The sequence below is a fragment of the Streptomyces sp. NPDC007088 genome (genome assembly GCF_042869355.1).
Taxonomy (GTDB): Bacteria; Actinomycetota; Actinomycetes; order Streptomycetales; family Streptomycetaceae; genus Streptomyces.
Genome location: NZ_JBIAFO010000028.1, coordinates 36,521 through 58,159, shown reverse-complemented (window position 1 = coordinate 58,159; position 21,639 = coordinate 36,521). Strand labels below are relative to the sequence as shown.

19 protein-coding genes are annotated in these 21,639 nt (G+C 71.6%); 12 read left to right on the top strand and 7 right to left on the bottom strand.

Going from position 1 to position 21,639, the window contains the following annotated elements:
* Positions 1-9: 9 nt before the first annotated feature.
* The gene (locus tag ACFYMP_RS29615; protein ID WP_388863272.1) at positions 10-420 is read right to left on the bottom strand and encodes an organic hydroperoxide resistance protein; all 411 of its coding nucleotides are present in this window, start codon (positions 418-420) and stop codon (positions 10-12) included.
* Positions 421-541: 121 nt separating this feature from the next.
* On the opposite strand from ACFYMP_RS29615, the gene ACFYMP_RS29610 reads away from it, so the two are divergent.
* Both ACFYMP_RS29610 and ACFYMP_RS29605 read left to right on the top strand, forming a co-directional pair.
* Positions 542-1,024: a MarR family winged helix-turn-helix transcriptional regulator gene (locus ACFYMP_RS29610; RefSeq protein WP_388863270.1), complete on the top strand. Its 483-nt coding sequence runs from the start codon at positions 542-544 to the stop codon at positions 1,022-1,024.
* A 128-nt stretch (positions 1,025-1,152) separates the two neighbouring features.
* Positions 1,153-2,271, top strand: a complete 1,119-nt coding sequence (locus tag ACFYMP_RS29605) for an MFS transporter (RefSeq protein WP_388863295.1) — start codon at positions 1,153-1,155, stop codon at positions 2,269-2,271.
* A 13-nt stretch (positions 2,272-2,284) separates the two neighbouring features.
* Here ACFYMP_RS29605 and ACFYMP_RS29600 read toward each other — a convergent pair whose 3' ends face one another.
* On the bottom strand, positions 2,285-3,271 hold the full coding sequence (locus ACFYMP_RS29600) for an aminoglycoside phosphotransferase family protein (protein ID WP_388863268.1): 987 nt from the start codon (positions 3,269-3,271) through the stop codon (positions 2,285-2,287).
* Complete coding sequence (locus ACFYMP_RS29595) at positions 3,268-3,774, bottom strand: nucleotidyltransferase domain-containing protein (RefSeq protein WP_388863293.1); 507 nt, start codon at positions 3,772-3,774, stop codon at positions 3,268-3,270. Before ACFYMP_RS29595 ends, ACFYMP_RS29600 begins: the two co-directional genes overlap by 4 nt.
* A gap of 345 nt (positions 3,775-4,119) precedes the next feature.
* Between ACFYMP_RS29595 and ACFYMP_RS29590 the strand changes: the two genes are divergently transcribed.
* Positions 4,120-4,470, top strand: coding sequence for a hypothetical protein (locus ACFYMP_RS29590; RefSeq protein ID WP_388863266.1), 351 nt, complete (start codon positions 4,120-4,122; stop codon positions 4,468-4,470).
* A 54-nt stretch (positions 4,471-4,524) separates the two neighbouring features.
* Here the strand turns inward: ACFYMP_RS29590 and ACFYMP_RS29585 are convergent, their stop codons facing one another.
* Entirely contained in the window at positions 4,525-5,181 is a 657-nt protein-coding gene (locus ACFYMP_RS29585; protein ID WP_388863264.1) for an HD domain-containing protein, read from the bottom strand.
* A gap of 112 nt (positions 5,182-5,293) precedes the next feature.
* On the bottom strand, positions 5,294-7,105 hold the full coding sequence (locus ACFYMP_RS29580) for an ABC transporter ATP-binding protein (protein ID WP_388863262.1): 1,812 nt from the start codon (positions 7,103-7,105) through the stop codon (positions 5,294-5,296).
* 284 nt (positions 7,106-7,389) lie between these two features.
* Here ACFYMP_RS29580 and ACFYMP_RS29575 point away from each other — a divergent pair, with 284 nt between their 5' ends.
* Positions 7,390-8,400, top strand: a complete 1,011-nt coding sequence (locus ACFYMP_RS29575; RefSeq protein ID WP_388863260.1) for a Gfo/Idh/MocA family protein — start codon at positions 7,390-7,392, stop codon at positions 8,398-8,400.
* A 218-nt stretch (positions 8,401-8,618) separates the two neighbouring features.
* Here ACFYMP_RS29575 and ACFYMP_RS29570 read toward each other — a convergent pair whose 3' ends face one another.
* Entirely contained in the window at positions 8,619-10,391 is a 1,773-nt protein-coding gene (locus ACFYMP_RS29570; RefSeq protein WP_388863258.1) for a glycosyl hydrolase family 28-related protein, read from the bottom strand.
* A gap of 451 nt (positions 10,392-10,842) precedes the next feature.
* On the opposite strand from ACFYMP_RS29570, the gene ACFYMP_RS29565 reads away from it, so the two are divergent.
* From ACFYMP_RS29565 to ACFYMP_RS29535, 7 genes are all read left to right on the top strand, one after another.
* Positions 10,843-11,856, top strand: coding sequence for a LacI family DNA-binding transcriptional regulator (locus ACFYMP_RS29565; RefSeq protein ID WP_388863256.1), 1,014 nt, complete (start codon positions 10,843-10,845; stop codon positions 11,854-11,856).
* 632 nt (positions 11,857-12,488) lie between these two features.
* Positions 12,489-13,847 (top strand): ABC transporter substrate-binding protein, encoded by a 1,359-nt coding sequence (locus tag ACFYMP_RS29560; RefSeq protein WP_388863253.1) that lies wholly within the window; start codon positions 12,489-12,491, stop codon positions 13,845-13,847.
* A 7-nt stretch (positions 13,848-13,854) separates the two neighbouring features.
* Positions 13,855-14,817 (top strand): carbohydrate ABC transporter permease, encoded by a 963-nt coding sequence (locus ACFYMP_RS29555; protein ID WP_388863251.1) that lies wholly within the window; start codon positions 13,855-13,857, stop codon positions 14,815-14,817.
* Between the two features lie 61 nt (positions 14,818-14,878).
* A complete protein-coding gene (locus ACFYMP_RS29550) occupies positions 14,879-15,796 on the top strand; it encodes a carbohydrate ABC transporter permease (RefSeq protein ID WP_388863291.1) in 918 nt (305 codons plus the stop codon).
* A gap of 178 nt (positions 15,797-15,974) precedes the next feature.
* Positions 15,975-17,585, top strand: coding sequence for a glycoside hydrolase family 13 protein (locus ACFYMP_RS29545; RefSeq protein WP_388863249.1), 1,611 nt, complete (start codon positions 15,975-15,977; stop codon positions 17,583-17,585).
* 101 nt (positions 17,586-17,686) lie between these two features.
* Positions 17,687-20,107, top strand: a complete 2,421-nt coding sequence (locus ACFYMP_RS29540; RefSeq protein ID WP_388863247.1) for a discoidin domain-containing protein — start codon at positions 17,687-17,689, stop codon at positions 20,105-20,107.
* A 255-nt stretch (positions 20,108-20,362) separates the two neighbouring features.
* The gene (locus tag ACFYMP_RS29535; protein WP_388863245.1) at positions 20,363-20,635 is read left to right on the top strand and encodes a DUF5133 domain-containing protein; all 273 of its coding nucleotides are present in this window, start codon (positions 20,363-20,365) and stop codon (positions 20,633-20,635) included.
* A 234-nt stretch (positions 20,636-20,869) separates the two neighbouring features.
* On the opposite strand, the gene ACFYMP_RS29530 is transcribed toward ACFYMP_RS29535, so the two are convergent.
* On the bottom strand, positions 20,870-21,283 hold the full coding sequence (locus ACFYMP_RS29530) for a VOC family protein (protein ID WP_388863243.1): 414 nt from the start codon (positions 21,281-21,283) through the stop codon (positions 20,870-20,872).
* Between the two features lie 126 nt (positions 21,284-21,409).
* Here ACFYMP_RS29530 and ACFYMP_RS29525 point away from each other — a divergent pair, with 126 nt between their 5' ends.
* Entirely contained in the window at positions 21,410-21,613 is a 204-nt protein-coding gene (locus tag ACFYMP_RS29525; RefSeq protein WP_388863241.1) for a hypothetical protein, read from the top strand.
* Positions 21,614-21,639: the final 26 nt, after the last annotated feature.

Genomic DNA, 21,639 nt, shown 5'->3' with positions numbered 1-21,639 from the left:
CGGCGGAGGTCACTCGACGACGAGGTCGACCTGGATGTTGCCCCGTGTGGCCTTGGAGTAGGGGCACACCTGATGGGCCTGCTCGACCAGCTTCTGTCCGGTGGCCGCCTCGATCTCGTCGGGCAGCTCGACCCGGAGGGTGACCGCGAGCCCGAAGCTCTCGCCGTCCTTGCCGATGCCGACCTCGGCGGTCACTGAGATGTCGGAGGTGTCGACCTTGGCCTGCCGGCCGACGAGCCCGAGCGCGCTCGCGAAGCACGCGGCGTAGCCGGCCGCGAACAGCTGCTCCGGGTTGGTGCCCTTGCCGTCACCGCCGAGCGCCGGGGGCATCGCCAGGGTGAGGTCGATCTGTCCGTCGGAGCTGACCGCCCGGCCCTCGCGTCCGTTGGCGGTGGCCACAGCGGTGTAGAGCGCGTCCATGAAAACCATCCCTCTCGATCGCCGGTGCCCGGTGCTGCTCACCGTCGTTCACCGTGACGCCAGTAGAGCACACAATTAAGTTGTGCACAACTGAATCCTCCGGAGGCGTTACTCTGGAGTCATGGAGGACATGACGCCGCTCGGCACCCCGGACGAGGAATTCCTGCTGCTCGACCGTCAGATCTGTTTCTCGCTCAACGCGGCCTCCCGCGCCTTCGGCAGCGTCTACCGCATCGCCCTGCGCGAACTGGGTCTCACCTACCCCCAGTACCTCGTGATGCTGGTCCTGTGGGAGCACGGAGAGCTGCCGGTCAAGCGCATAGGAGAGCTGCTGCGGCTGGACTCCGGCACCGTCTCCCCGCTGCTGAAGCGGCTGGAGGCCGCGGGTCTCGTACGCCGGGAGCGGCTGGCGAGCGACGAGCGGTCGGTCTCGGTCCGCCTGACCCCGCGGGGCACCGCGCTGCGCGCCGAGGCCCGCGGGGTTCCCCGCTCCATCGCGAGCGCCACGGGCCTCGATCTCGACGAGATCAACGAGCTGCGCTCCCGCCTCACCCGCCTCACCGCCTCGCTCGACCGCGCCGCCGCCGAGGGGCTCGGCGGCTGACCACGTCCGCCGGGCCGTCCCCGGGGGAAGGAGCCCAGAGGGGGGAGAGGGGGACCGTGGCGGGAATCGACGCCCCGGCCGTCGGCCGGCTGCCCGCCGGGCGCGGGCGGGCGGTGCTCGCCGCGCTGATGCTGGCCGCCTTCACCTTCAACACCGCCGAGAACCTGCCGGTCGGTCTCCTGGAGAACATCTCGGCGGGGCTGCGGGTGTCGCTGTCCGCGGTCGGCTACCTGATCACCGCGTACGGTGTCACGGTCGCCGTGGCCTCCCTGCCGCTGGCCCACCTCGTGCGGGCCGTGCCCCGGCGCCACGTGCTCACGGCGCTGCTGACCGCGCTCGTCGTGTCCAGCCTGGTCGCGGCGGTGGCCGGCGCCTACTGGCCACTGTTCGCCGCCCGGCTGCTGACCGCGCTCGCCCAGGCGCTGTTCTGGGCGGTGACGGGACCCGTCGCGGTGGGCCTGTTCCGGCCCGAGGCGCGCGGACGCGTGGTCGGAGCGCTGTCCGTCGCCGGTTCGCTCGCCCTCGTACTCGGTGTCCCCGCCGGAACCTGGCTGGGCCGCGGCACCGACTGGCCGGTCCCCCTCACCGCGCTCGCGGGCCTGGGGCTGCTGTCCCTGGTCACGATCGCCGTCCTGCTGCCGACCTCACGTCCGGAGGAGGGGCACGCCGCCTACGGAACCAGCCCCGACACCCGGCGGTTCAGGGCCGTACTGGTGGCCGGAGCCCTCTCCGCGACCGGGGCGTTCGCCGGATACACCTACGTCGTGAGGTTCCTGGGGGAGGTGAGCGGCTTCTCGCCGGACGCGGTCAACGCCCTGTTCGTGGCCTTCGGAGTCGCCTGCCTGATCGGGGTGAGCCTCACCGGTGCCGTACTCGACCGCCACCCGCACGCCACGCTCACCACGGCCGTGGCCACGCAGACGGCGGGCCTGCTCGGCCTGTGGGCGGCCGGCTCCGAACCGGTGGCCGCGGTGGTGTTCCTGTCCCTGACGGGGGCCGCGCTCGGACCGGTCTTCATGGCCACCCAGAACGAGATGCTGCACTGCGCGCCGGGCCGCACCGACCTCGCGCTCGCCGCCAACTCGGGTGTCTACAACGCCGGAATCGCGGCCGGCGCGGGGCTCGGCGGACTGCTCCTGCCGCTCGTCGGGGTGCGCGGCGTCTTCCTCACCAGCGGACTGCTGACCGCCGCGTCCTGCGCGGTCCTGCTCGGCGAGCGTCCACGGACCGGACGCGGCGAGCGGTGACGCGGCGAGAGCCCTACCTCCCCACGGCCGCGCGCACTCCTGCCGTGTGCGCCCGCACGACCGACAGCATGGACGCCCGGTCGGGGAAGTCGCCGTCGAGCAGCCGCAGGGGGCCGGCGACAAGGGACAGGCGATGGGCGAGGACGTACAGGGACAGCCGGTGCGGGTCCAGCGCGACGCCGCGCACCAGGCGTGGGTAGTGGTGGCCGAAGCGCAGGCGCAGGAAGCCGTGCTCCCATTCCGCGTCGAAGAACATCGTGGACTCGACGTCGATCAGTACGGGCCGCAGTCGCGCGTCGAGCCGGACATGGTCCGGGCCCAGCTCGCCGTGGACCAGCGACAACTCCTCGCGCGGCGCCACCCTCCCGTAGCGCTCCGCAAGTGCGCCCCGCACCCGCTCCCGTACCTCCGCGATCGCCGGCACCCGGGCCGCGGCCTCCGCGAGATCCGCGAGCGCCCTGTCGTACACCATGCCCGCGCAGGTGGTGCCCCGCCCGGTCCGGTGACCCGCACGCACCGGGCCCGCCTTCCCGGGGGCCGGCCCGCTCCGTTCCCGCATCAGGGCCAGGCTCTGGGCGAGTTCGTCGAGCGGGGACCGGGCCCGTGCCGGGTCACGGTCGAGCAGCTCCTCAAGGCCGGGGCCGGGCAGGTCCTGGACGACGGCGTACGGTTCCCGCAACAGGTACACCTCGGGGGTCCTCGCCCCGGCCGCCGTCAACTCCCGCACCGCCGAGGCGAACAGCCCGAAGCCGGTCCCCGGTGAGAACGGGTCGGCCGGATCGTCCCGCGAAGAATCCCGCGCCCCGGGCCAGTAGTCCTCGTCGGCGGTCCACGCATGCACCACGACCGTCGTGCCGTCGTCCAGGACGACGCGGTACGTGCCCTTCTTGGAGCCCCCCATGAGCCGCTGAACGCCCACGGCCCGGCGCGCCCGCCCCAGGGCCTCCCGCACCAGGGGACGTACGAGGTCGAGTGTGAGCCTGGCGCGGGCGGCCGTCACGGCTGCTCCCGGTAGGGGTCCGGGAATTCCGGGAAGGCGGTCCGCAGGCTCCGCATGTCGAGGAGATCGCGCTCCCTGGGCGGGTAACCCGTGTGGAAGGCGGCCTGCTGCCGCGCCGACAGGCAGGGCACGGTCCGGCCCCCGATGCTCCCGGTGACGAAGCAGTCCGCCGGGTACGCGTACGGCCGCCCCGGCGTGTACGACTCCTGCCGCGCGCTCCCGTCCGCCGCGAAGACGAGCGGGTGGAGGTCCACCTGATGTCCCCGCCCGTCGCGCAGCACCCAGCGCACCGGGCGGGCGTCCTCGGCGAGTACATGGCCGAGTGCGCCCAGGGCCGCCGCCAACTGCGCCGCCTGATCGGCCCGGTGGGCGAGATCCAGGTCCTCGTGCGGCCGCGTCGGCGTACCGAGCAGCGCGTCGACACCCCAGCCCCCGGCCACCCACACGGCACAACCGGCCGCCTCCAGGCGGTCCAGCAGGACGATCACGGACTCGGCACTCATCAACACCCGGGCACGGTAGGCCGGGAGCGGAGGACAGGTCGAGCGAATATCAGGGGCGCCCCTCCGACGGGCGCCGGCCTGAAGATCGCCGCCTACGGCGCCGGCGCGGGTGTCGCCGGTCCGCTCGCCACCCGGTCCTCCCCCACCGGCACGCTCGTCCTCGCGGCGGGCGTCGCGCTCGCCGCCGTCGCCGTGCACGCCGTGTTCCCGCGGGACGCGAGCGGTGGCCGGGCCGGGGGGCCGGTACGGGCGCGCCGGCACCCCGGCGGAGTGCTGCACGCCCGCAACCGACCGTAAGGTGGGAGCTGTTGTAGCCGGTTCTCGTACGCGGGGAGGGGCCGTCGCATGGCGGGTGCGCTGTGTGTGGTGGCGGGGCTGCTGTGCGTCCTGGTCGGGGTGCGCGCGGGGGGCCGGGCCGTGCGCCCGTTCCTGCCCGGCCGGGAGGCGCGGACCCGCGTCGACCGCTTCCCCGGGGACGCGCGGCGCGCCGCCGACATGGCGATCGCACAGGCCCGCCGCCGGGCCACGAGGGCGGAGCCCGCCGTGGTCCGGGTCGCCGCCGTGATCCACCTCGCCACCACCCAGTTCGGCCAGCCCTGCGTACCGCCCCCGCTAGCCGCCGCCGTACTGCGCGAACGCTACGAGGCCCGGGGCTGCCGGCGCGACTGCGTCACGGACGCCTACCCGGCGCACTGAGGAGCGCGCCGCGCGGGTGCGGGCCGACCGGGGGGAGGGGGCGGCCGCGTCCGGTCACTCCGGCCAGGCCGACTCCTGGATCGTCGTGACGAAGTCGCCGCGCCGGTAGCCGGGCACGAAGTGCTCCAGCACGTCCGCCTTGACGTTGCCGAACGTCGTCTCCGGCTTCGGCGCGACACCCTCCGTGAAGGCTTCGAGGATGCGCCGCTTGAAGTCGGGGCGCGGGTGCAGCTCCGTGACCGCCGAGCGGTCCCGTGCGGAGATGTCCCCGAAACCGATGCCGAGCACGTCGTACTCGACTCCCGCGGTCACGAGGGCCACCTCGGGCTCCATGTACGCCGGGATGCCCGGAGTGGTGTGCAGGGCGATGGCCGTCCACACCCGGCGCACGCTGTCCTCGGGCACGTCGTGGGCGCGCAGGAAGCGGCGGGCCTCGTCCGCGCCGTCCACCTCGAAACGGCGACCGCTGTCCCGGTGCCGTTCGCCGAGCCCCAGGTCGTGGAACATCGCCCCGACGTACAGCAGCTCCGGGTCGACGCTCAGGTCCCGGTGCCGGCCGAGAAGGCTGCCGAACCAGTAGACGCGCCGTGAGTGGTGGTAGATCAGCTCCGGGGTCGTGTCCCGCACCAGCTCGGTCGCCTCACGGGCGAGCCGGGTCGCGGGCACGCTCACCCCCGCACAGGTCTCGGCCACGTTCCGCTCCTCCGTCATGGACATACCTCCGAAGTCCCGGGTCCGGGTGCCCGGCGAGTGCGCCGTCACCCCTCCAGACTGCACCGCACCGCCCGGTCCCCGCCCGCCGGGCAGCCGGGGGCGGGCGGGGTCACCGGCGGTGCGCCCGGGGCTGCAGCGTCGTCGCGTACGGTCCGGTGCCGCTCAGCAGTTCCTCGTGCGTACCGCTCTCCACCAGCCGTCCGTGGTCCAGGACCACGATCCGGTCGGCGTCCTGGACGGTCGAGAGCCGGTGCGCCACGACGAACACCGTGCGCCCCCGCATCAGCCGGGACAGCGCCTCCTGCACGAGCGCCTCGGAACGGTTGTCGAGCGCCGAGGTCGCCTCGTCCAGGACCAGGACCCGCGGATCGCGGACCAGGGCGCGCGCGATGGCCAGACGCTGCTTCTGGCCGCCGGAGAGCCGTGAGCCGCGCGTGCCGACCACGGTGTCGACGCCGTGCGGCAGCCGGTTCACGAACTCCAGGGCGTTGGCCGCCGCGAGCGCCGAGCGCACCTGCTCCTCGGACACCTCCTCACCCAATCCGTAGGCCACGTTCTCGCGGACGGTGCCCTCGAACAGGATCGACTCCTGCGGCACGACCGACAGGAAACGCCGGTAGGTCCGCAGGTCGAGCGTGGAGAAGTCCTGCCCGTCGAGCAGGACACGGCCCTCGGTGGGCCGCAGGAAGCCGATGACGAGGTTGAGGACCGTCGACTTGCCGGCCCCGGAACCGCCCACCAGCGCCACCGTCTCACCCTCGCGCACGGTGAGACTGAAGTCCCGGACGGAGTACTCGGCCGCGTCCGGGTAGCGGTGTCCCACGTGCTGGAACTCGAAGCGGCCCCGCACCGCCCCGGCCCGCGCCTTGCCCTCGTTGATCTCCAGATCGGGCGCCTGGAGCACCTCGCCCACCGAACGCACCGACTCCAGGCCCCGCGACACGATCGGCATCAGGTTGAGCAGGCCCGTGACCGAGGCGGTGAGCCCCGTGAAGAAGGTGCTGATCATCACGACGTCACCGGGGGAGATCCCGAACCAGCCGTAGTACGCGACGAGCGCCGACCCGGAGAGGAAGGCGACCGCCATGACGTTGAGCAGAATCCAGGACAGCGCGCCGAACCGGCCGCCCAGCATGTCGAGCCGGAACCCGGCCGTCAGCACCCGCTGAAGCGAGCTGTCCACGCGGCGCAGCGCGGTGGGCTCCAGCGCGTGGGCCCGGGTGATCGGGATGAGCGTGGTCATCTCGCCGACGCGGGTGGACAGCCGCTCCACCTCGACGCGGAACGCCTCGTTGTCGTCCCGGATGCGCCCGCGCAACCGCCGTACCAGCAGCGCCGCGAGCGGGACGACGACGAGGAACAGCGGCAGGACGACGGGGGCCTGGAAACCGATGACGGCCAGACCACCCAGCAGGGTCATCAGCGCGCCGAGCCCGCCGTTGGCCACCTGCTGGAGCATCTGCTCCAGCGCCTCCACGTCCCGGATGACCTTGGTGTGCAGCACCTCGGCGCTCACCCTTGAGTGATAACCGATCGAGAGGTGCTGCATACGGCGGCAGAGCGCACCGCGCAACTCCGTGCCGGTGCGGCGGATCGAGGTGCTCAGCAGGCGGGAGAAGAGCAGCGCGAGCGGGAAGTTGAGCAGGAGGACGAACAGGACGGCGGCCGTGTTCCACCACAACTGGGAGACCGGACGGCGCTCCACCACGACATCGATGATGTGGGCGGTCACCAGCGGCAGCAGCCACACCGGTATGTGCTTGACGGCGAACACGAGCACCGCGCCCCACAACCTGGCCCGGTCGGGACGCAACAGGTAGCCGAGGGTCCGCAAGGGGTGCTCACCGGCGTACTGGTGGTCCAGGGGCGGGGTGCGGGGGACGGAGTGGGGGGTCTTCTGCTTCAGAGGTTTCTGCCTCAAGAGCCGGGCATCCCTTCGGGGGTGACGGGTCGGCCTGGTCGACAGACAGCGAGTCTCCCCCCTCGTGGTGGTGGGCCGCCAGGGGATTCCGCGTGGTGGACCGCGGCCGAGGACCACCTCCGGCGAAGGACACTCCCGTCATCCCCGTACGGCCCCTCGGATCTCTCCCGGAGAAACCGACTCCCCGCGCCCGCTGCCCTCGTGATCTACGCTGGCCGCCGGGCGTGCCGCGATCCCCGGCCGGTGGGCGGGTGCGGCCAGGACGAGGACGAGGAGGGCGCGGCATGGGACTGCTGGGCGTGGCGGTGCTCGGGGCCGGGCACATGGGAGCGGACCATGTGCGCCGGCTCGACCGGGTGGTGAGCGGGGCGCGGGTGGCCGCCGTCGCCGATCCCGACACGGCGCGGGCCGCCGAGGCCGCCCGCGGTATCGAGGACTGCGCGGTGCGCGCCGACCTGACGTCCGCGCTCGACGCTCCCGGGGTGGACGCGGTACTCGTCGCCTCCCCGGCCCCCGCCCACGAGGCCGCCCTGCTCGCCTGCTTCGAACGCGGGCTGCCGGTGCTGTGCGAGAAGCCCATGGCGCCCGACGCGCGCGGCGCGCTGCGGCTGGTCGAGGCCGAGACGACGACCGGCGGCCGGCTCGCGCAGATCGGCTTCATGCGGCGCTACGACCGCGAGTACCAGCGGTTGAAGACGCTGCTCGACGGGGGAGGGCTGGGCCGGCCGCTCATGCTGCACTGCACGCACCGCAACGTGTCCTCCCCGCCCGGCTTCACCTCCGCGATGCTCATCAACAGCTCCGTCTCGCACGAGATCGACGCGGCCCGCTGGCTGCTCGGCCAGGAGATCACCGCCGTCACCGTGCTGCGGCCCCGCCCCACCACCCACGCGCCCGACGGCCTGAGCGATCCGCAGTTCGTCGTGTTCGAGACCTCCGGCGGAGCCCTCGTCGACGTCGAGATCTACGTCAACTCCCGCTTCGCCTATCAGGTGCGTGTCGAGGCCGTGTGCGAGGGCGGCAGCGCCCGCATCGGCGAGGAGCACACCATGGTCGTGCAGACCCCGGGAACGGTGGGGGAGGAGGTCGCCCAGGACTATCTGGTGCGCTTCGCCGGGGCTTACGACCGCGAACTCCAGAACTGGGTCGACGCGGCCCGGGAAGGACGCGTCACCGGACCCAGCGCCTGGGACGGGTACGTCTCCTCCGTCGTGGCCGAGGCCGGGGTACGGGCGCTGGAGACGGGGGAGCGGGTCGCCGTGAGCCTCGCGCCGCGGCCCGCGCTGTACGGCTGAACCGACCGCTGCCCCTTCGCGACAGAGCGCCGCTGACCGTACTGCCGAACCCCACCGGCGAACAGGACCGTCGGCTCGCGTCGGGGTGGACCGGACCGGAGCACGTCGGCTCGCGTCGGGGTGAACCGGACCGGAGCCGCCCGCCCGCGCCGCGGTCCCGGGCAGGGCGCGCACCCGCGCCCTGCCGGGACACGCCCCGCACTACCGGTGCGCGGCCGCTACTTCGGCTCCGGCCACGTGCCGCAGTCCTCCCACGTGGAGTCCCAGCCCGAGTTCCCGCCCGCGTCGGTCACCGTGAACGCGCCGGCGCCGGTGGGGAACGGGCAGTTGTAGACCCCGGCGGCGCCCACCCCGGAGGCCGTCACGCCGCTGACCCGTGCCTCGCCCGGGGTCTCGGCCTGGACCACCACGGTGCCCGCCCCGTCGATCCGCGCCCCGTCCACGGTCACGTTGCGCACCGCCTTCCCGGTGCCGCCGCCCGAGACGAACTCGAAGACGCCGTACGGGCTGTCGGTCGCCGTGGTGTCGGTGATGTCCACCGTCGCCTCGATGTCGCTGTCGTAGGCGTCGACCCGCAGGGCCCCCATCGGATGGCCCCAGTTCGGGTTGAGCGCCCCGGTGCGCACCAGCGTGTTGCCGGAGACGGTGATGGTGCCGGCCAGCGGGAAGAAGGGGTCCGCGAACTTCTGGTTGGAGATCGCGATGCCGCTGCCCAGCGCGTTGGTGTCCGAGACCAGATTGTCCTTGACGGTGATGTCCCTGCCGCCGTAGATCGCGATGCCGTTGGCGAGGTTGGGCTGCGAGACGGTGTTCGACGCGAAGACGGAATCGGAGTTCGTGGCGTTGAGCGACCACATCGCGAGCGCGTCGTCACCGTTGTTGCGCAGGAAGTTGTCGCGTACCCGCACGCCCTTGGCGCTGCCGTTGAGGTTGAGCCCGTCGGCCGTCGTGTCGACGATCCGGTTGTCCTCCACCACGAGGTCGTCGTTGTTCCCGGTCAGCCACAGGCCCACCTTGAGGTGCTGGACCCACATGCCGGAGACGGAGGAGCCCGGACCCAGCGAGCCGTTGACGAAGTTGTCGGGGCTGGAGTCGTTGCGCTCGGTGACCTCGCCGATGACCGCGAAGTCCGCGAGATGCGCGTCACCCGCGGACGAGGATTGGTTGACGAAGCTGGAGGAGTGCACGACCGAGTACCAGCTGCCCGCGCCCCGCAGCGTCACGTTCTCGACCCCGCTGAGGGAGGAACCCACCGTGAAGTCGCCTTCCGGAATCCACACCACTCCGCCCTTCGCGGCGGCGATCGCCTCGCGGAACGCCTGGGTGGAGTCGGCCTTGCCCGAGGGATCGGCCCCCTTGTCGACGACCGAGACGGACCCGGCCGGCCGCGCGGCGGGCGGCGCGACCTTCTCGAAGTCCGCGACGTCCACGGTCACCTCGGCCGAGGCGGTGAGCGTCACCTCGTCCCCGGCCGCGACGTCCTGGCCGAGCAGCACGCGCGCGCTGTCCAGCAGGTGGTGCGTCTTCGAGCCGACGATCCAGGGTGTGTCGACATAGGAGTACTTCGAGGTCAGCGCGAGCGAGGCGCCCGTGGACTCGCCTCCCACCGAGACGTCCAGGCTCCCCGAGGTGCCGTCCGGGACGCTGTAGGCGACGGTCAGCGCGTTCGCCGCGACCGGCGCGGTGAAGGTGATGCTCTGCCCCGCCGCGAGTTTTACCGCCCGGCGCCCGGAGGACTCCGAGGCCACGGTTCCCTGCGTCAGGTCGGGACCGACCGCGCTCCCCTCGCTGCGCGCGTCCTCCGCCTCCACCGAGGTGAAAGGCAGATCGGCCCCCGCGGCGGCCGCGACGCGGCCCGCGGCACCCGCCGGGAGCGGGGCCGCCGAGGACACGGGCACCAGGAGCGCCGCCGTCGTCCCGGCGGCGGCCACGGCCACCGCGAGCGGGAGGAGACCGCGTCGGCGGGAGCGGGGCCGTGCAGGGGTTGTCATGTTCTTGTCATCACTGGACATGGAGTGAGCTGCGCCTTCCTGTGGGGTGGAAAGGGCGGCTGTCGGGGCGGTGGAAGGTGCCCTGGGGCACGGCCCCGATGCCACGAGGGAGGGCGACGGTGGGGGTCGCGGCTCCCGTCGTGCGACCGGTGGTCTCACGAGAGTGGAACGTGGCGCTCACCCTAGATGTGTCGCGCAGGGGTCAGCAAGACTTCGACAATATTTCGTGAATTCCTGACTGGTGGTCCCAGGGTCCGTCGGAGCGGGTGTGTACGGTCGCCCTCGCGCGTAACCAGAGCCGGAAGACGGCGGGTTGGGGCGGGACGGCGCGAGATGGGCGCCGCGTGCCTGCGAAGTCCTGACCGGTGTTCGTCCTGGTTTCGGTCAACTACTGAAGATGTCCGACCTTCGACGTCATACAGTTTGCAACTGCTGCGTTAATCTTGCGCTCATGACGCGACGAATTGCTCAGGTGGCCAAGAAGGTCGGGGTCAGTGAGGCCACGGTCAGCCGGGTGCTGAACGGCCGGCCGGGGGTGGCCGCGGCCACCCGGCAGTCCGTGCTGACCGCACTCGACGTCCTCGGCTACGAGCGCCCCACCCAACTGCGCGGGGAGCGTGCCCGGCTCGTCGGTCTGGTCCTGCCCGAACTCCAGAACCCCATCTTCCCCGCGTTCGCGGAGGTGATCGGGGGAACGCTCGCCCAGCAGGGGCTGACCCCGGTGCTGTGCACCCAGACCAAGGGCGGTGTCTCGGAGGCGGACTACATCGAGCTGCTGCTCCAGCAACAGGTGTCGGGAGTGGTGTTCGCCGGGGGACTGTACGCGCAGGCGGACGCCTCGCACGACCACTACAAGGTGCTCGCCGAGCGGCAGATCCCGGTGGTCCTCATCAACGCCGCCATCGAGACCCTCGGCTTCAACGCGGTCTCCTGCGACGACGGGGTGGCGCTGGAACAGGCGTGGCGCCACCTCGCCTCGCTCGGTCACGAGCGCATCGGGCTGATCCTGGGCCCCGAGGGGCACATGCCCTCGCGGCGCAAACTGGCGATGGCCCGCGCGGTAGCGGCCGCGGCCGGGAGCGAACTGCCCGAGGAGCGCGTCGTACGCGGGATGTTCTCGCTGGAGGGCGGGCAGGCGGCGGCCTCCCGGCTGCTCGACAACGGGGTCACCGGCATCATCTGCGCGAGCGACCCGCTCGCCCTCGGGGCGGTGCGCGCCGCGCGGCGCAGGGGCCTCGACGTGCCGGGGCGGATATCCGTGGTCGGGTACGACGACTCGGCCTTCATGAACTGCGCGGAGCCCCCGCTCACCACCGTGCGTCAGCCGATCGAGGCGATGGGGCGCGCGGCCGTGGAACTGCTCACCCTGCAGATCGGCGGCCGCACGGTGCCGCCGGGGGAGCTGTTGTTCGAACCCGAGCTGGTGGTCCGCGGCTCCACCGCGCAGGCCCCGCGCGGCCTCTGAGCACTCTTTCCGGCCCGGACGGGCACGGGAGGACCGCACGCCCCTCAAGCCCCCACGGGTCAGCCCGCGGGGGCTTCTTCGTGGCGCCGGACGATTCCGGCCCGTTCACCGGCGCCTGCGGAGGTTCCGGCGGTAGGGTGCGGTCCCCGGCCGCGGGCGGCCGTGGCTCACGAGGCCGGCGCGTCGCGGGCCGCGCGACCCCGTCAAGGGCCGGAGCGCCGGAAGTCCATAACTTTCAGAACACCGTTGCGTCTCCGACTGGTCCCGGTTCTGTTCCGGGCAGCCCGCCGTCGCCCAGGAGGCCCGTACCGGAGTCGGCGAAGGCCGGGCCCGCCCGGCCGGGGTGCCCCGCCCGCACCTCGCGCGCCCGCCCCTCGTCGTGGTGCGGGCCCACCTGAAGCGCCGCAGGTCGTACGGGGGTTGACCGCCGGTCGCGCGGCCTCGGACGATCTGTCGCGCCCGCGCTCGCGGGGACTTCTCCCCGGCCCCCTCCGCGGCCACCGCATCCAACGCCCTGTCAAAGATTTGCGAAATCGGAGCGACATCTTGCGGACATTCGTAGTTGGTGATTGAGTGAGCGCCGCCACACAGCGAAGTAGCTGTGGGTTTCCCATCCCTAGAGGGGTCCACCGATGAGAAGCTCCGGGTTCCGCCGTACCTGTACCGCCGCCGTAGTGTCCGCGTTGGCCTTGACCAGCCTGGCCGCCTGCGGCTCGGACGACGACGGTAACGACTCCGCGAAGGGCGGCAAGACGAAGATCACCGTCAACTGCATGCCACCCAAGAGCGCCAAGATCGACCGGAAGAGCTTCGAGGACGACATCGCGACGTTCGAGAAGGCCAACCCCGACATCGACATCGTCGGGCACGACGCGTTCCCCTGCCAGGACCCCAAGACCTTCGACGCGAAGCTCGCGGGCGGCCAGATGGAGAACGTGTTCTACACGTACTTCACCGACGCCTCGCACGTGGTCGACATCAACCAGGCCGCGGACATCACGCAGTACGTCAAGGACATGAAGGGTTACTCGGACATCCGGCAGGACCTGCGGGACGTCTACACCGTGGACGGCAAGGTGTACGGCGTGCCGCGCACCAACTACTCGATGGGCCTCCTGTACAACAAGAAGCTCTTCAAGGAGGCCGGCCTCGACCCCGAGAAGCCGCCGGCCACCTGGGAAGAGGTCCAGGCCGCGGCGAAGAAGATAGCGGGCCTGGGCAAGGGCGTCGTCGGATACGCCGACTACAGCGCGCAGAACCAGGGCGGCTGGCACTTCACCGCCGAGATGTACTCGCAGGGCGGCGACGTGGTGAGCGCCGACGGCAAGAAGTCGGCCGTCAACACCCCCGCGGGCAAGGCCGTCCTGCAGAACCTCAAGGACATGCGGTTCCGGGACAACTCGATGGGCTCCAAGCAGCTGCTCATCCTCAACGACGTGCAGCAGATGATGGGCTCCGGCAAGCTCGGCATGTACGTCTCCGCCCCGGACAACATCCCGATCCTGGTCAAGGAGAAGGGCGGGAACTACGAGGACCTCGGCCTCGCCCCGATGCCCGGCGGCAAGGGCACCCTGGCCGGTGGAGACGGCTACATGTTCAACAAGAAGGACACCCCGGCGCAGATCAAGGCCGGCCTGAAGTGGCTGGAGTTCCAGACCAACACCCCGGGCAAGGGCCTCAACGACTGGCAGCGCGCCTCCGAGAACAAGGCCCCGGTCGGTCTGCCCGAGCCGCGCCTGTGGACCGGTGCCACCGACCAGAAGGACCTCGCGCTCAAGAAGAAGTACGCGAACGTCCCGGTCGAGAACTACCAGGCGTTCCTCGACGGCGCCGACTCCGTCAAGCCGAAGCTGGAGCCGGCCAAGGCCCAGCAGATCTACTCGGTCCTCGACGCCGCCGTCTCCGCCGTCCTGACCAAGAAGGACGCGGACATCGACGGCCTGCTCAAGGACGCCGACACCAAGATCAACGGCATTCTCGCCCGAGGCTGACCACTCCATGAAGACTGCTCAGGAACCTCAGCGGTCCGCCGCGGCGCCGCCCCCCGTACAGCGGGGGGCGGCCCGCCCGGCGGGCCACGAGCGCGCGGCCCGCCGGCGCCGCGCCCTCGTACACAATCTCCGCGCCTACGCCTTCCTCGTCGGCGGCGTCGTCTGCTTCGCCCTGTTCTCCTGGTATCCCGCGATCCGGGCGATCATCATCGCCTTCCAGAAGTACATCCCGGGCTCCGACCCGGAGTGGGTGGGCTTCGACAACTTCACGGCCGTCTTCCACGACCCGGAGTTCGCCACCGCCTGGAAGAACACCGCGATGTTCACGGTGTTCGCCCTCGTGATCGGCTTCGCCGTCCCGTTCGTCATGGCGCTCGTCCTGAACGAACTGCGCCACGCCAAGGGATTCTTCCGCGTCGTGGTCTACCTCCCGGTGATGATCCCGCCGGTGGTCAGCGCCCTGCTGTGGAAGTGGTTCTTCGATCCGGGCGCGGGTCTGATCAACGAGGTCCTGCGCTTCCTCCATCTGCCCACCTCGGACTGGATCTTCAGCTCCGACACCGCGCTCGTCTCGCTGGTCCTCGTCTCCACGTGGGCCAACATGGGCGGCACCGTCCTCATCTACCTCGCCGCCCTCCAGGGCATCCCCGGGGAGCTGTACGAGGCGGCGGAGCTGGACGGGGCGAACATCTGGCAGCGGGTGCGGCACGTCACCATCCCGCAGACCCGCTTCATCATGCTGATGCTGATGCTGCTCCAGATCATCGCCACGATGCAGGTGTTCACCGAGCCCTTCGTCATCACCGGCGGCGGGCCCGAGAGCTCCACCACCACCGTGCTGTACCTGATCTACAAGTACGCTTTCAGTTATCAGAATTTCGGCGGGGCCTGCGCCCTGAGCGCCATGCTGCTGGTTCTGCTGAGCCTGTTCTCCGCCTGCTACCTGTGGCTCACCCGCACCAAGGACTGAGACCCAAGGACCGAGAGAGGAGAACAGCGTCATGACCACCGTGCTTCCGCCCACCGAACCGATGCAGAAGACCGGTTCCCGCAAAAGAGAACGGGCCAGCACCCCGGGCATCCGGGGGCTCGTCTCGCCGCTGGCCCTGGCCAGCCCCAAGGGCCGGATCATCTACTGGGTGATCTTCACCGTCGTGGTGATCGCCTTCGCCCTCGCCTTCCTCTTCCCGGTGTACTGGATGATCACCGGGGCGGCGAAACCGGCCGACGAACTCACCCGCACCCCGCCCACCCTGTTCCCCGAACAGTGGAACTTCTCCGGGTACACGGACGCCTGGGACCAGATGGACCTGCCCCGGCACCTGTGGAACACCGTCGTGCAGGCGGCCGGGGCCTGGGCCCTGCAGATCGTGTTCTGCACGGCCGCCGCCTACTCCCTGTCGAAGCTGCGTCCCGCCTTCGGCAAGGTGATCCTCGGCGGCATCCTCGCCACGCTCATGGTGCCCGCCCAGGCCATGCTGGTGCCGAAGTACCTGACCGTCGCGGACCTGCCGCTCATCCACACCAGCCTGCTGAACGACCCGCTGGGCATCTGGCTGCCGGCCGTCGCCAACGCCTTCAACCTGTACCTGCTGAAGAACTTCTTCGACCAGATACCCAAGGACGTCCTGGAGGCGGCCGAGATCGACGGGGCGGGCAAACTCCGTCAGCTCTGGTCGATCCTGCTGCCGATGTCCCGGCCGGTGCTGGCCGTGGTCTCCATCCTCGGCCTGGTCGCCGTCTGGCAGGACTTCCTGTGGCCCCTCATGGTGTTCTCCGACACCGACAAACAGCCCATCAGCGTGGCTCTGGTGCAGCTCTCGCAGAACATCTCGCAGAGCACCCAGATCGGCGCGATGGTCATCGCGAGCATCCCGATGGTGCTGGTCTTCCTCGTCTTCCAGCGGCACATCATCGCCGGTATCTCCGCCGGTTCCACCAAGGGCTGAGCCGGCCCGCGCCCACCGGCGCCGCCGGACCGATCCTGCGCACCGCCGTCCACTCCCGTTCCCCGCTGTGGGGGCGGCGGTGCGCAGTCCCGAACCAACAAAGCCCCACCGGAAAGCCCCACCGGGACGACACCGGCTCTGCGGGGCCCGCTCTCACGCCCGAAAGGAAACACATCGCATGGAAGGCAGCTCTCGGGAGTCCGCCGGCTCGAACTGGTGGCGCTCGGCCGTCATCTACCAGGTCTATCCGCGCAGCTTCGCGGACGGCGACGGAGACGGCACCGGCGACCTGGCGGGCGTCCGCGCCAAGCTGCCGTACCTCGCCGAACTGGGGGTCGACGCCCTCTGGTTCACCCCCTGGTACCTCTCGCCGCTCGCCGACGGCGGCTACGACGTCGCGGACTACCGCACCATCGACCCCGCCTTCGGCACCCTCGCCGAGGCCGAGAAGCTGATCGCGGAGGCCCGTCAGCTCGGCATCCGCACCATCGTCGACATCGTCCCCAACCACGTCTCCGACCAGCACGCCTGGTTCCGCGCCGCCCTCGCGGCGGGCCCCGGAAGCCCGGAGCGGGAGCGCTTCCACTTCCGCCCCGGCCGTGGCGAGAGCGGTGAACTGCCGCCCAACGACTGGCCCTCCGAGTTCTCCGGCGAGACCTGGACCCGGGTCGAGGACGGGGAGTGGTACCTCCACCTGTTCACCCCGCAGCAGCCCGACCTCAACTGGGACCACCCCGAGGTGCGCCAGGAGCACGAGGACGTCCTGCGCTTCTGGTTCGAGCGCGGCGTGGCCGGCGTCCGCATCGACTCCGCCGCCCTGGTCGCCAAGGACTCCGAGCTGCCCGACTTCGTCGAGGGCGAGGGCCCGCACCCCTACATCGACCGGGACGAACTGCACGAGGTCTACCGCTCCTGGCGCCGGGTGGCCGACGAGTACGGAGCGGTCTTCGTCGGCGAGGTCTGGATGCCCGACGCCGAACGCTTCGCCCGCTACCTGCGCCCCGACGAACTGCACACCGCGTTCAACTTCAACTTCATGACCTGCCCCTGGGACCTGGACCGGCTGCGGGCCGCGATCGACGGCACCCTCGCCGAGCACGCCCCCGTCGGGGCGCCCGCGACCTGGGTGCTGTGCAACCACGACGTGACCCGCACCGTCACCCGGTACGGCCGCGCCGAGGACACCGGCTTCGCCTTCGAGCGCAAACGCTTCGGCGTCCCCACCGACCTGGAACAGGGCACCCGCAGGGCCCGCGCCGCAGCGCTCCTCTCCCTCGCCCTGCCCGGCTCCGTCTACCTCTACCAGGGAGAGGAACTCGGCCTGCCCGAGGCGGACATCCCGCGCGAGAAGATCCAGGACCCGATGTACTTCCGCTCCCAGGGCGTCGACCCGGGCCGGGACGGCTGCCGGGTGCCGTTGCCCTGGATCGCGGACGCCCCGTACAGCGGCTTCGGCTCGACCGGCGAGCCCTGGCTGCCGCAGCCCGAGGGCTGGTCCGCGTACGCCGCCGACATCCAGGCCGCCGACCCCTCCTCGATGCTCTCGCTCTACCGCGCGGCGCTGCGGCTGCGCGCGAGTGAGCCCGGCTTCGGCGACGGACCCATGGAATGGCTGACCGCCGCCCCCGGCGTCCTCGCCTTCACCCGGCCCGACGGCCTCGTATGCGCCGTCAACTTCGCGCGGGAGCCCGCACCGCTCCCCGCGCACTCAGCCGTCCTGCTGGCCAGCGGCTCTCTCGACGAGAGTGGCAGGCTCCCGCAGGACACCGCGGTCTGGCTCAGGCACTGAGCCCCGGGGCGGTGCGCGGACTCCACCGCGTACCGCCCCGCCGCCCCGGGCCGGGCCGCCGTTCCACCCCCACCCACCCGCACAGAAGGAATGTCATGCACATGGCAACAGTCGCTCCTTCGCACCCCGGATCCCACCCCACTCCACCCCCGAGATCCCGTGTCCGGCGCGTGCGCGCGCTCGCCGCCCTCACGGCGCTCGCCTGCACCGCCGGCCTCGGCGCCCTCGCCGTCACCGGCCCCGCCGCGGCGGCCCAGAAGGCCCCGCTCTCCCCGCTCGCCGTCGAGGGACGCGGCGCGAGCGTCCCCTTCACGGAGCTGGAGGCCGAGGCCGCCACCACCAACGGCCAGGTGATCGGCCCCGACCGCACCTACACGACGCTGCCCTCCGAGGCCTCGGGGCGCAGCGCGGTACGCCTGGACGCGGCGGGGGAGTACGTCGAGTTCACTCTCACCAAGCCCGCCAACGCCGTGACCCTGCGCTACAGCGTCCCGGACAACACGGCCGGCACCGGCATCACCGCGCCCGTCGAGCTGAGTTCGGGCGGCAGCAAGCTGAAGGACCTCGACTTCACCTCGAAGTACGGCTGGTTCTACGGCAGCTACCCCTTCACCAACACCCCGGGCGACAAACCGCACCACTTCTACGACGAGACCCGCGCGCTGTTCGGCAAGACCCTCCCGGCCGGGGCCAAGGTGCGGGTCACCCTCCCGTCGACCACGGCGACCCCCTGGGCCGTCGTCGACCTCGCCGACTTCGAGCAGGTCGCCGACCCGCTCGCGCGCCCGGCCGGTTCGCTGTCCGTCGTCGACTACGGCGCCGACGCGAGCGGGGCCGGGGACTCCACGAGCGCCTTCCAGAAGGCCGTGGACGCGGGCGCCGCGCAGAACAAGGAGGTCTGGATACCGTCCGGCACCTTCAAGCTCACCGACCACGTGGTCGTCGACAAGGTGACCCTGCGCGGAGCGGGCCCCTGGTACTCCGTCCTCACCGGACGCAGCTCCACCGACCGCACGCGGGCGGCCGGGATCTACGGCAAGTACGTCCAGGGCGGCGGCTACACCGGTCAGATCCGCCCCTACGAGGCCGGCGGTCCGAGCAAGAACGTCACCCTCAGGGACTTCGCGCTCATCGGCGACATCCGCGAGCGGATCGACGAGGATCAGGTCAACGCGCTCGGCGGCGCCATGAGCGACTCCACCGTCGACAACGTGTGGCTCCAGCACACGAAGGTCGGGGCCTGGATGGACGGCCCCATGGACAACTTCCACATCAAGAACAGCCGCATCCTCGACCAGAGCGCGGACGGGGTGAACTTCCACGCCGGCGTCACCAACTCCTCGGTGGAGAACACCTTCCTGCGCAACACGGGCGACGACGGCCTCGCCATGTGGGCCGACACCAAGAACAACGTGAAGAACTCCTTCACCAAGAACACGGTCGTCGCCCCGATCCTCGCCAACAACATCGCGATCTACGGCGGCAAGGACATCTCGGTCACCGACAACGTCGTCTCCGAATCGCTCACCAACGGCGGCGGGCTGCACGTCGGCAACCGCTACCCGGGTGTCAGCCCCGGCAACGGCACCGACGTCTCGGGCACCTTCACCCTCGCCCGCAACACCACCATCCGGGCCGGCAACACCGACTACGGCTGGCCCTTCCCGATCGGTGCCGTGTGGTTCGACTCGCGCGACAGCTCGATCGACAAGGCGACCATCAACGTCACCGACACCGACATCCTGGACAGCTCCTACTCGGCGATCCAGTTCGTCTCCGGCACCACCAAGGGCGTCAACTTCAAGAACGTCAACATCGACGGCACCGGGACCTTCGCCCTGCAGTTCAACGACCCCGGACAGGCGAGCTTCACGGGCGTCAAGGCCAAGAACATCGGCTTCCGCGAGCCCGTCTACAGCTGCCTCGGCAGCTCCCTGAACATCACGCAGGGCACCGGCAACTCCGGCTGGAACGAGAAGCTGCCCGCCACCTACTGCGGCGAGTGGCCCGCCCCCGTCTACGGCGGCGGCAGCGGCCCGACGGACCCGACCGGGCCGACCGACCCGACCGACCCGCCCACCGAGCCCCCGACCGACCCCACCGTCAACCTCGCCCAGGGCAAGCAGGCCACCGCGACCTCCTCCACCCAGGCCTACGACGCCGGCAAGGCCGTGGACGGCAACGCGAGCACCTACTGGGAGAGCCAGAACAACGCCTTCCCGCAGTCGCTCACCGTCGACCTCGGCGCCACCAAGGCCGTCAAGCGGCTGGTCCTGAAGCTCCCCCCGGCCGCCGACTGGGGCGCGCGCACCCAGACCCTGTCGGTGCTCGGCTCCACCAACGGCACCTCCTGGACCACGGTCGCCGCCTCCAAGGGCTACCGCTTCGACCCGGCGAGCGGCAACAAGGTGACCGTCGACCTCCCGGCCAACACCAGCCTGCGCCACCTGCGGCTCACCGTCACCGGTAACACCGGCTGGCCCGCGGGGCAGCTCTCCGAACTGGAGGCGTACGGCTCCTGAGCCGGCGCGCCGAAGCTCCGTACGGCTCCTGACTCCGTACGGTCGCACCGGGCCGTGTCCCGCCCTCCGGCGGGGCACGGCCCTTCGCGTGCGCCGGGTCGCACCTCGTCCGGCGCGCGCTCCCCGCCCGGCCGGGTCATGATGAACGACGGGACGGGCCCGCCCGGGACGGCGGCCGGTCCCTTCCCCTGTGCCCCCAGCCGACCCCGGCCCCGCCGCGCACCGCGACGGGGCCCTTCGCCGGAGTACGACACCATGCCTGTGCCCGAACCCGACCTGCTGGCCGACCTCGCCCGCCGCTACCGGCGTCAGGAGCGCCTGGTGCGCAGCGCCCCGCACGACCTCGGCCGCCGTCGGCGCCTGGAGGAGACCGCGTACACCCTGCGCGTCCTGACCGGCCGTACCACCGCCCACGAGGCCGTCCGCGCCGCGGAGGTCGCCCTCGCGGGGTGCGGCCTGGTCCCGGCGGCGCGCACGCCGCGCCGACCCGACACCGGCCCCGGGGCGCGTTCAGGACATCGTCACTGAAATGTGACCCGCGTCACAGGTGTGCGGGGTGCGGGACGGGGCACCAGTCCTGTGACCCGAGCTCACGGCGGCCCTCCCCCCGGCCTCCTTGAGCCGATGCGGCCCCGCGCGCCCACCCCCCCAGGGCGTCAGCGGGGCCGCGGTTCGTGCGGCCCGGGGCGGGCGGGCCGGGCGCCCTCCGCCCCGGAACCATGTCCTTCCGGGCCGGGGCGACCGGCGTGCCCGTCCTCCGGCTCAGTGCCCGATCGGCTCGTTGTCCGCCGACTCGTTGCCCGAGACGGCCAGCGTGAACGAGTGCCCCGCCGGGTCCGCGTACAGGCGTGTGTCGCGCGGGCCGCCGTTGTCCTTCGTGTCGATCGGCCGTGCCCCGAGCCCCACGGCCTCCCGCTCCGCCTCGTCCATGTCCCCGTTCGCCACCAGGATGTGCAGATGTGACTGGAGGGAGTCGTCGGGGCGCGGCCAGCTCGGCGGCGCGTATCCGTGGTCCCTGCGCACCGCCAGATGCACCCCGCCCTCGCTCACGACCTCCACGAAGTCCGGATTGGCTCCGTACCGTATCTCGCCTCCCAGTAACTCCGCGTAGAAGGAAGCCAGTTCGACCGGCTCCGCACAGTCCAGTACCAAGTACGCGCTCTTCGCCACCGTCATGGTCTGCGGATACCCCGCCCCGGTTCCGGCACACGGCGCCCCGTGTCGCGTCCGGCAGGCCGGGTACGCGGGGCGCGAAAGGGCCCGGAGGCTCCCGGGCCGCACCCGCACCGAAGGAGACCGTCGATGGACCGCACCGAAGGGCATCCGATACCCGAACCGGCAAGCCCCGTCGTCCTGGAGCCGAGGCCGCCGCGCGGCCCCGTCCGCACCCATCTGCCCGGCCGCGCCGCGCGGGAGAGGGCCGGTGATGCCCGGAACGGCACCGAGCCGCGGCCGCCCGCCGACCCGGACTGGCCGGCCGGCAACGTCGTGCGCGGTCTCGACTGACCTGCGCGGCGGCCAGGCGTGGCACG

What these genes read in the sequence shown, in the direction of transcription:
- ACFYMP_RS29615 (WP_388863272.1), bottom strand. Translation starts at nt 420, where the DNA reads ATGGACGCGCTCTACACCGCTGTGGCCACCGCCAACGGACGCGAGGGC.
- ACFYMP_RS29610 (WP_388863270.1), top strand. Translation starts at nt 542, where the DNA reads ATGGAGGACATGACGCCGCTCGGCACCCCGGACGAGGAATTCCTGCTG.
- ACFYMP_RS29605 (WP_388863295.1), top strand. Translation starts at nt 1,153, where the DNA reads ATGCTGGCCGCCTTCACCTTCAACACCGCCGAGAACCTGCCGGTCGGT.
- ACFYMP_RS29595 (WP_388863293.1), bottom strand. Translation starts at nt 3,774, where the DNA reads ATGAGTGCCGAGTCCGTGATCGTCCTGCTGGACCGCCTGGAGGCGGCC.
- ACFYMP_RS29590 (WP_388863266.1), top strand. Translation starts at nt 4,120, where the DNA reads ATGGCGGGTGCGCTGTGTGTGGTGGCGGGGCTGCTGTGCGTCCTGGTC.
- ACFYMP_RS29585 (WP_388863264.1), bottom strand. Translation starts at nt 5,181, where the DNA reads ATGACGGAGGAGCGGAACGTGGCCGAGACCTGTGCGGGGGTGAGCGTG.
- ACFYMP_RS29575 (WP_388863260.1), top strand. Translation starts at nt 7,390, where the DNA reads ATGGGACTGCTGGGCGTGGCGGTGCTCGGGGCCGGGCACATGGGAGCG.
- ACFYMP_RS29570 (WP_388863258.1), bottom strand. Translation starts at nt 10,391, where the DNA reads ATGACAACCCCTGCACGGCCCCGCTCCCGCCGACGCGGTCTCCTCCCG.
- ACFYMP_RS29565 (WP_388863256.1), top strand. Translation starts at nt 10,843, where the DNA reads ATGACGCGACGAATTGCTCAGGTGGCCAAGAAGGTCGGGGTCAGTGAG.
- ACFYMP_RS29560 (WP_388863253.1), top strand. Translation starts at nt 12,489, where the DNA reads ATGAGAAGCTCCGGGTTCCGCCGTACCTGTACCGCCGCCGTAGTGTCC.
- ACFYMP_RS29555 (WP_388863251.1), top strand. Translation starts at nt 13,855, where the DNA reads ATGAAGACTGCTCAGGAACCTCAGCGGTCCGCCGCGGCGCCGCCCCCC.
- ACFYMP_RS29550 (WP_388863291.1), top strand. Translation starts at nt 14,879, where the DNA reads ATGCAGAAGACCGGTTCCCGCAAAAGAGAACGGGCCAGCACCCCGGGC.
- ACFYMP_RS29545 (WP_388863249.1), top strand. Translation starts at nt 15,975, where the DNA reads ATGGAAGGCAGCTCTCGGGAGTCCGCCGGCTCGAACTGGTGGCGCTCG.
- ACFYMP_RS29540 (WP_388863247.1), top strand. Translation starts at nt 17,687, where the DNA reads ATGGCAACAGTCGCTCCTTCGCACCCCGGATCCCACCCCACTCCACCC.
- ACFYMP_RS29535 (WP_388863245.1), top strand. Translation starts at nt 20,363, where the DNA reads ATGCCTGTGCCCGAACCCGACCTGCTGGCCGACCTCGCCCGCCGCTAC.
- ACFYMP_RS29530 (WP_388863243.1), bottom strand. Translation starts at nt 21,283, where the DNA reads ATGACGGTGGCGAAGAGCGCGTACTTGGTACTGGACTGTGCGGAGCCG.
- ACFYMP_RS29525 (WP_388863241.1), top strand. Translation starts at nt 21,410, where the DNA reads ATGGACCGCACCGAAGGGCATCCGATACCCGAACCGGCAAGCCCCGTC.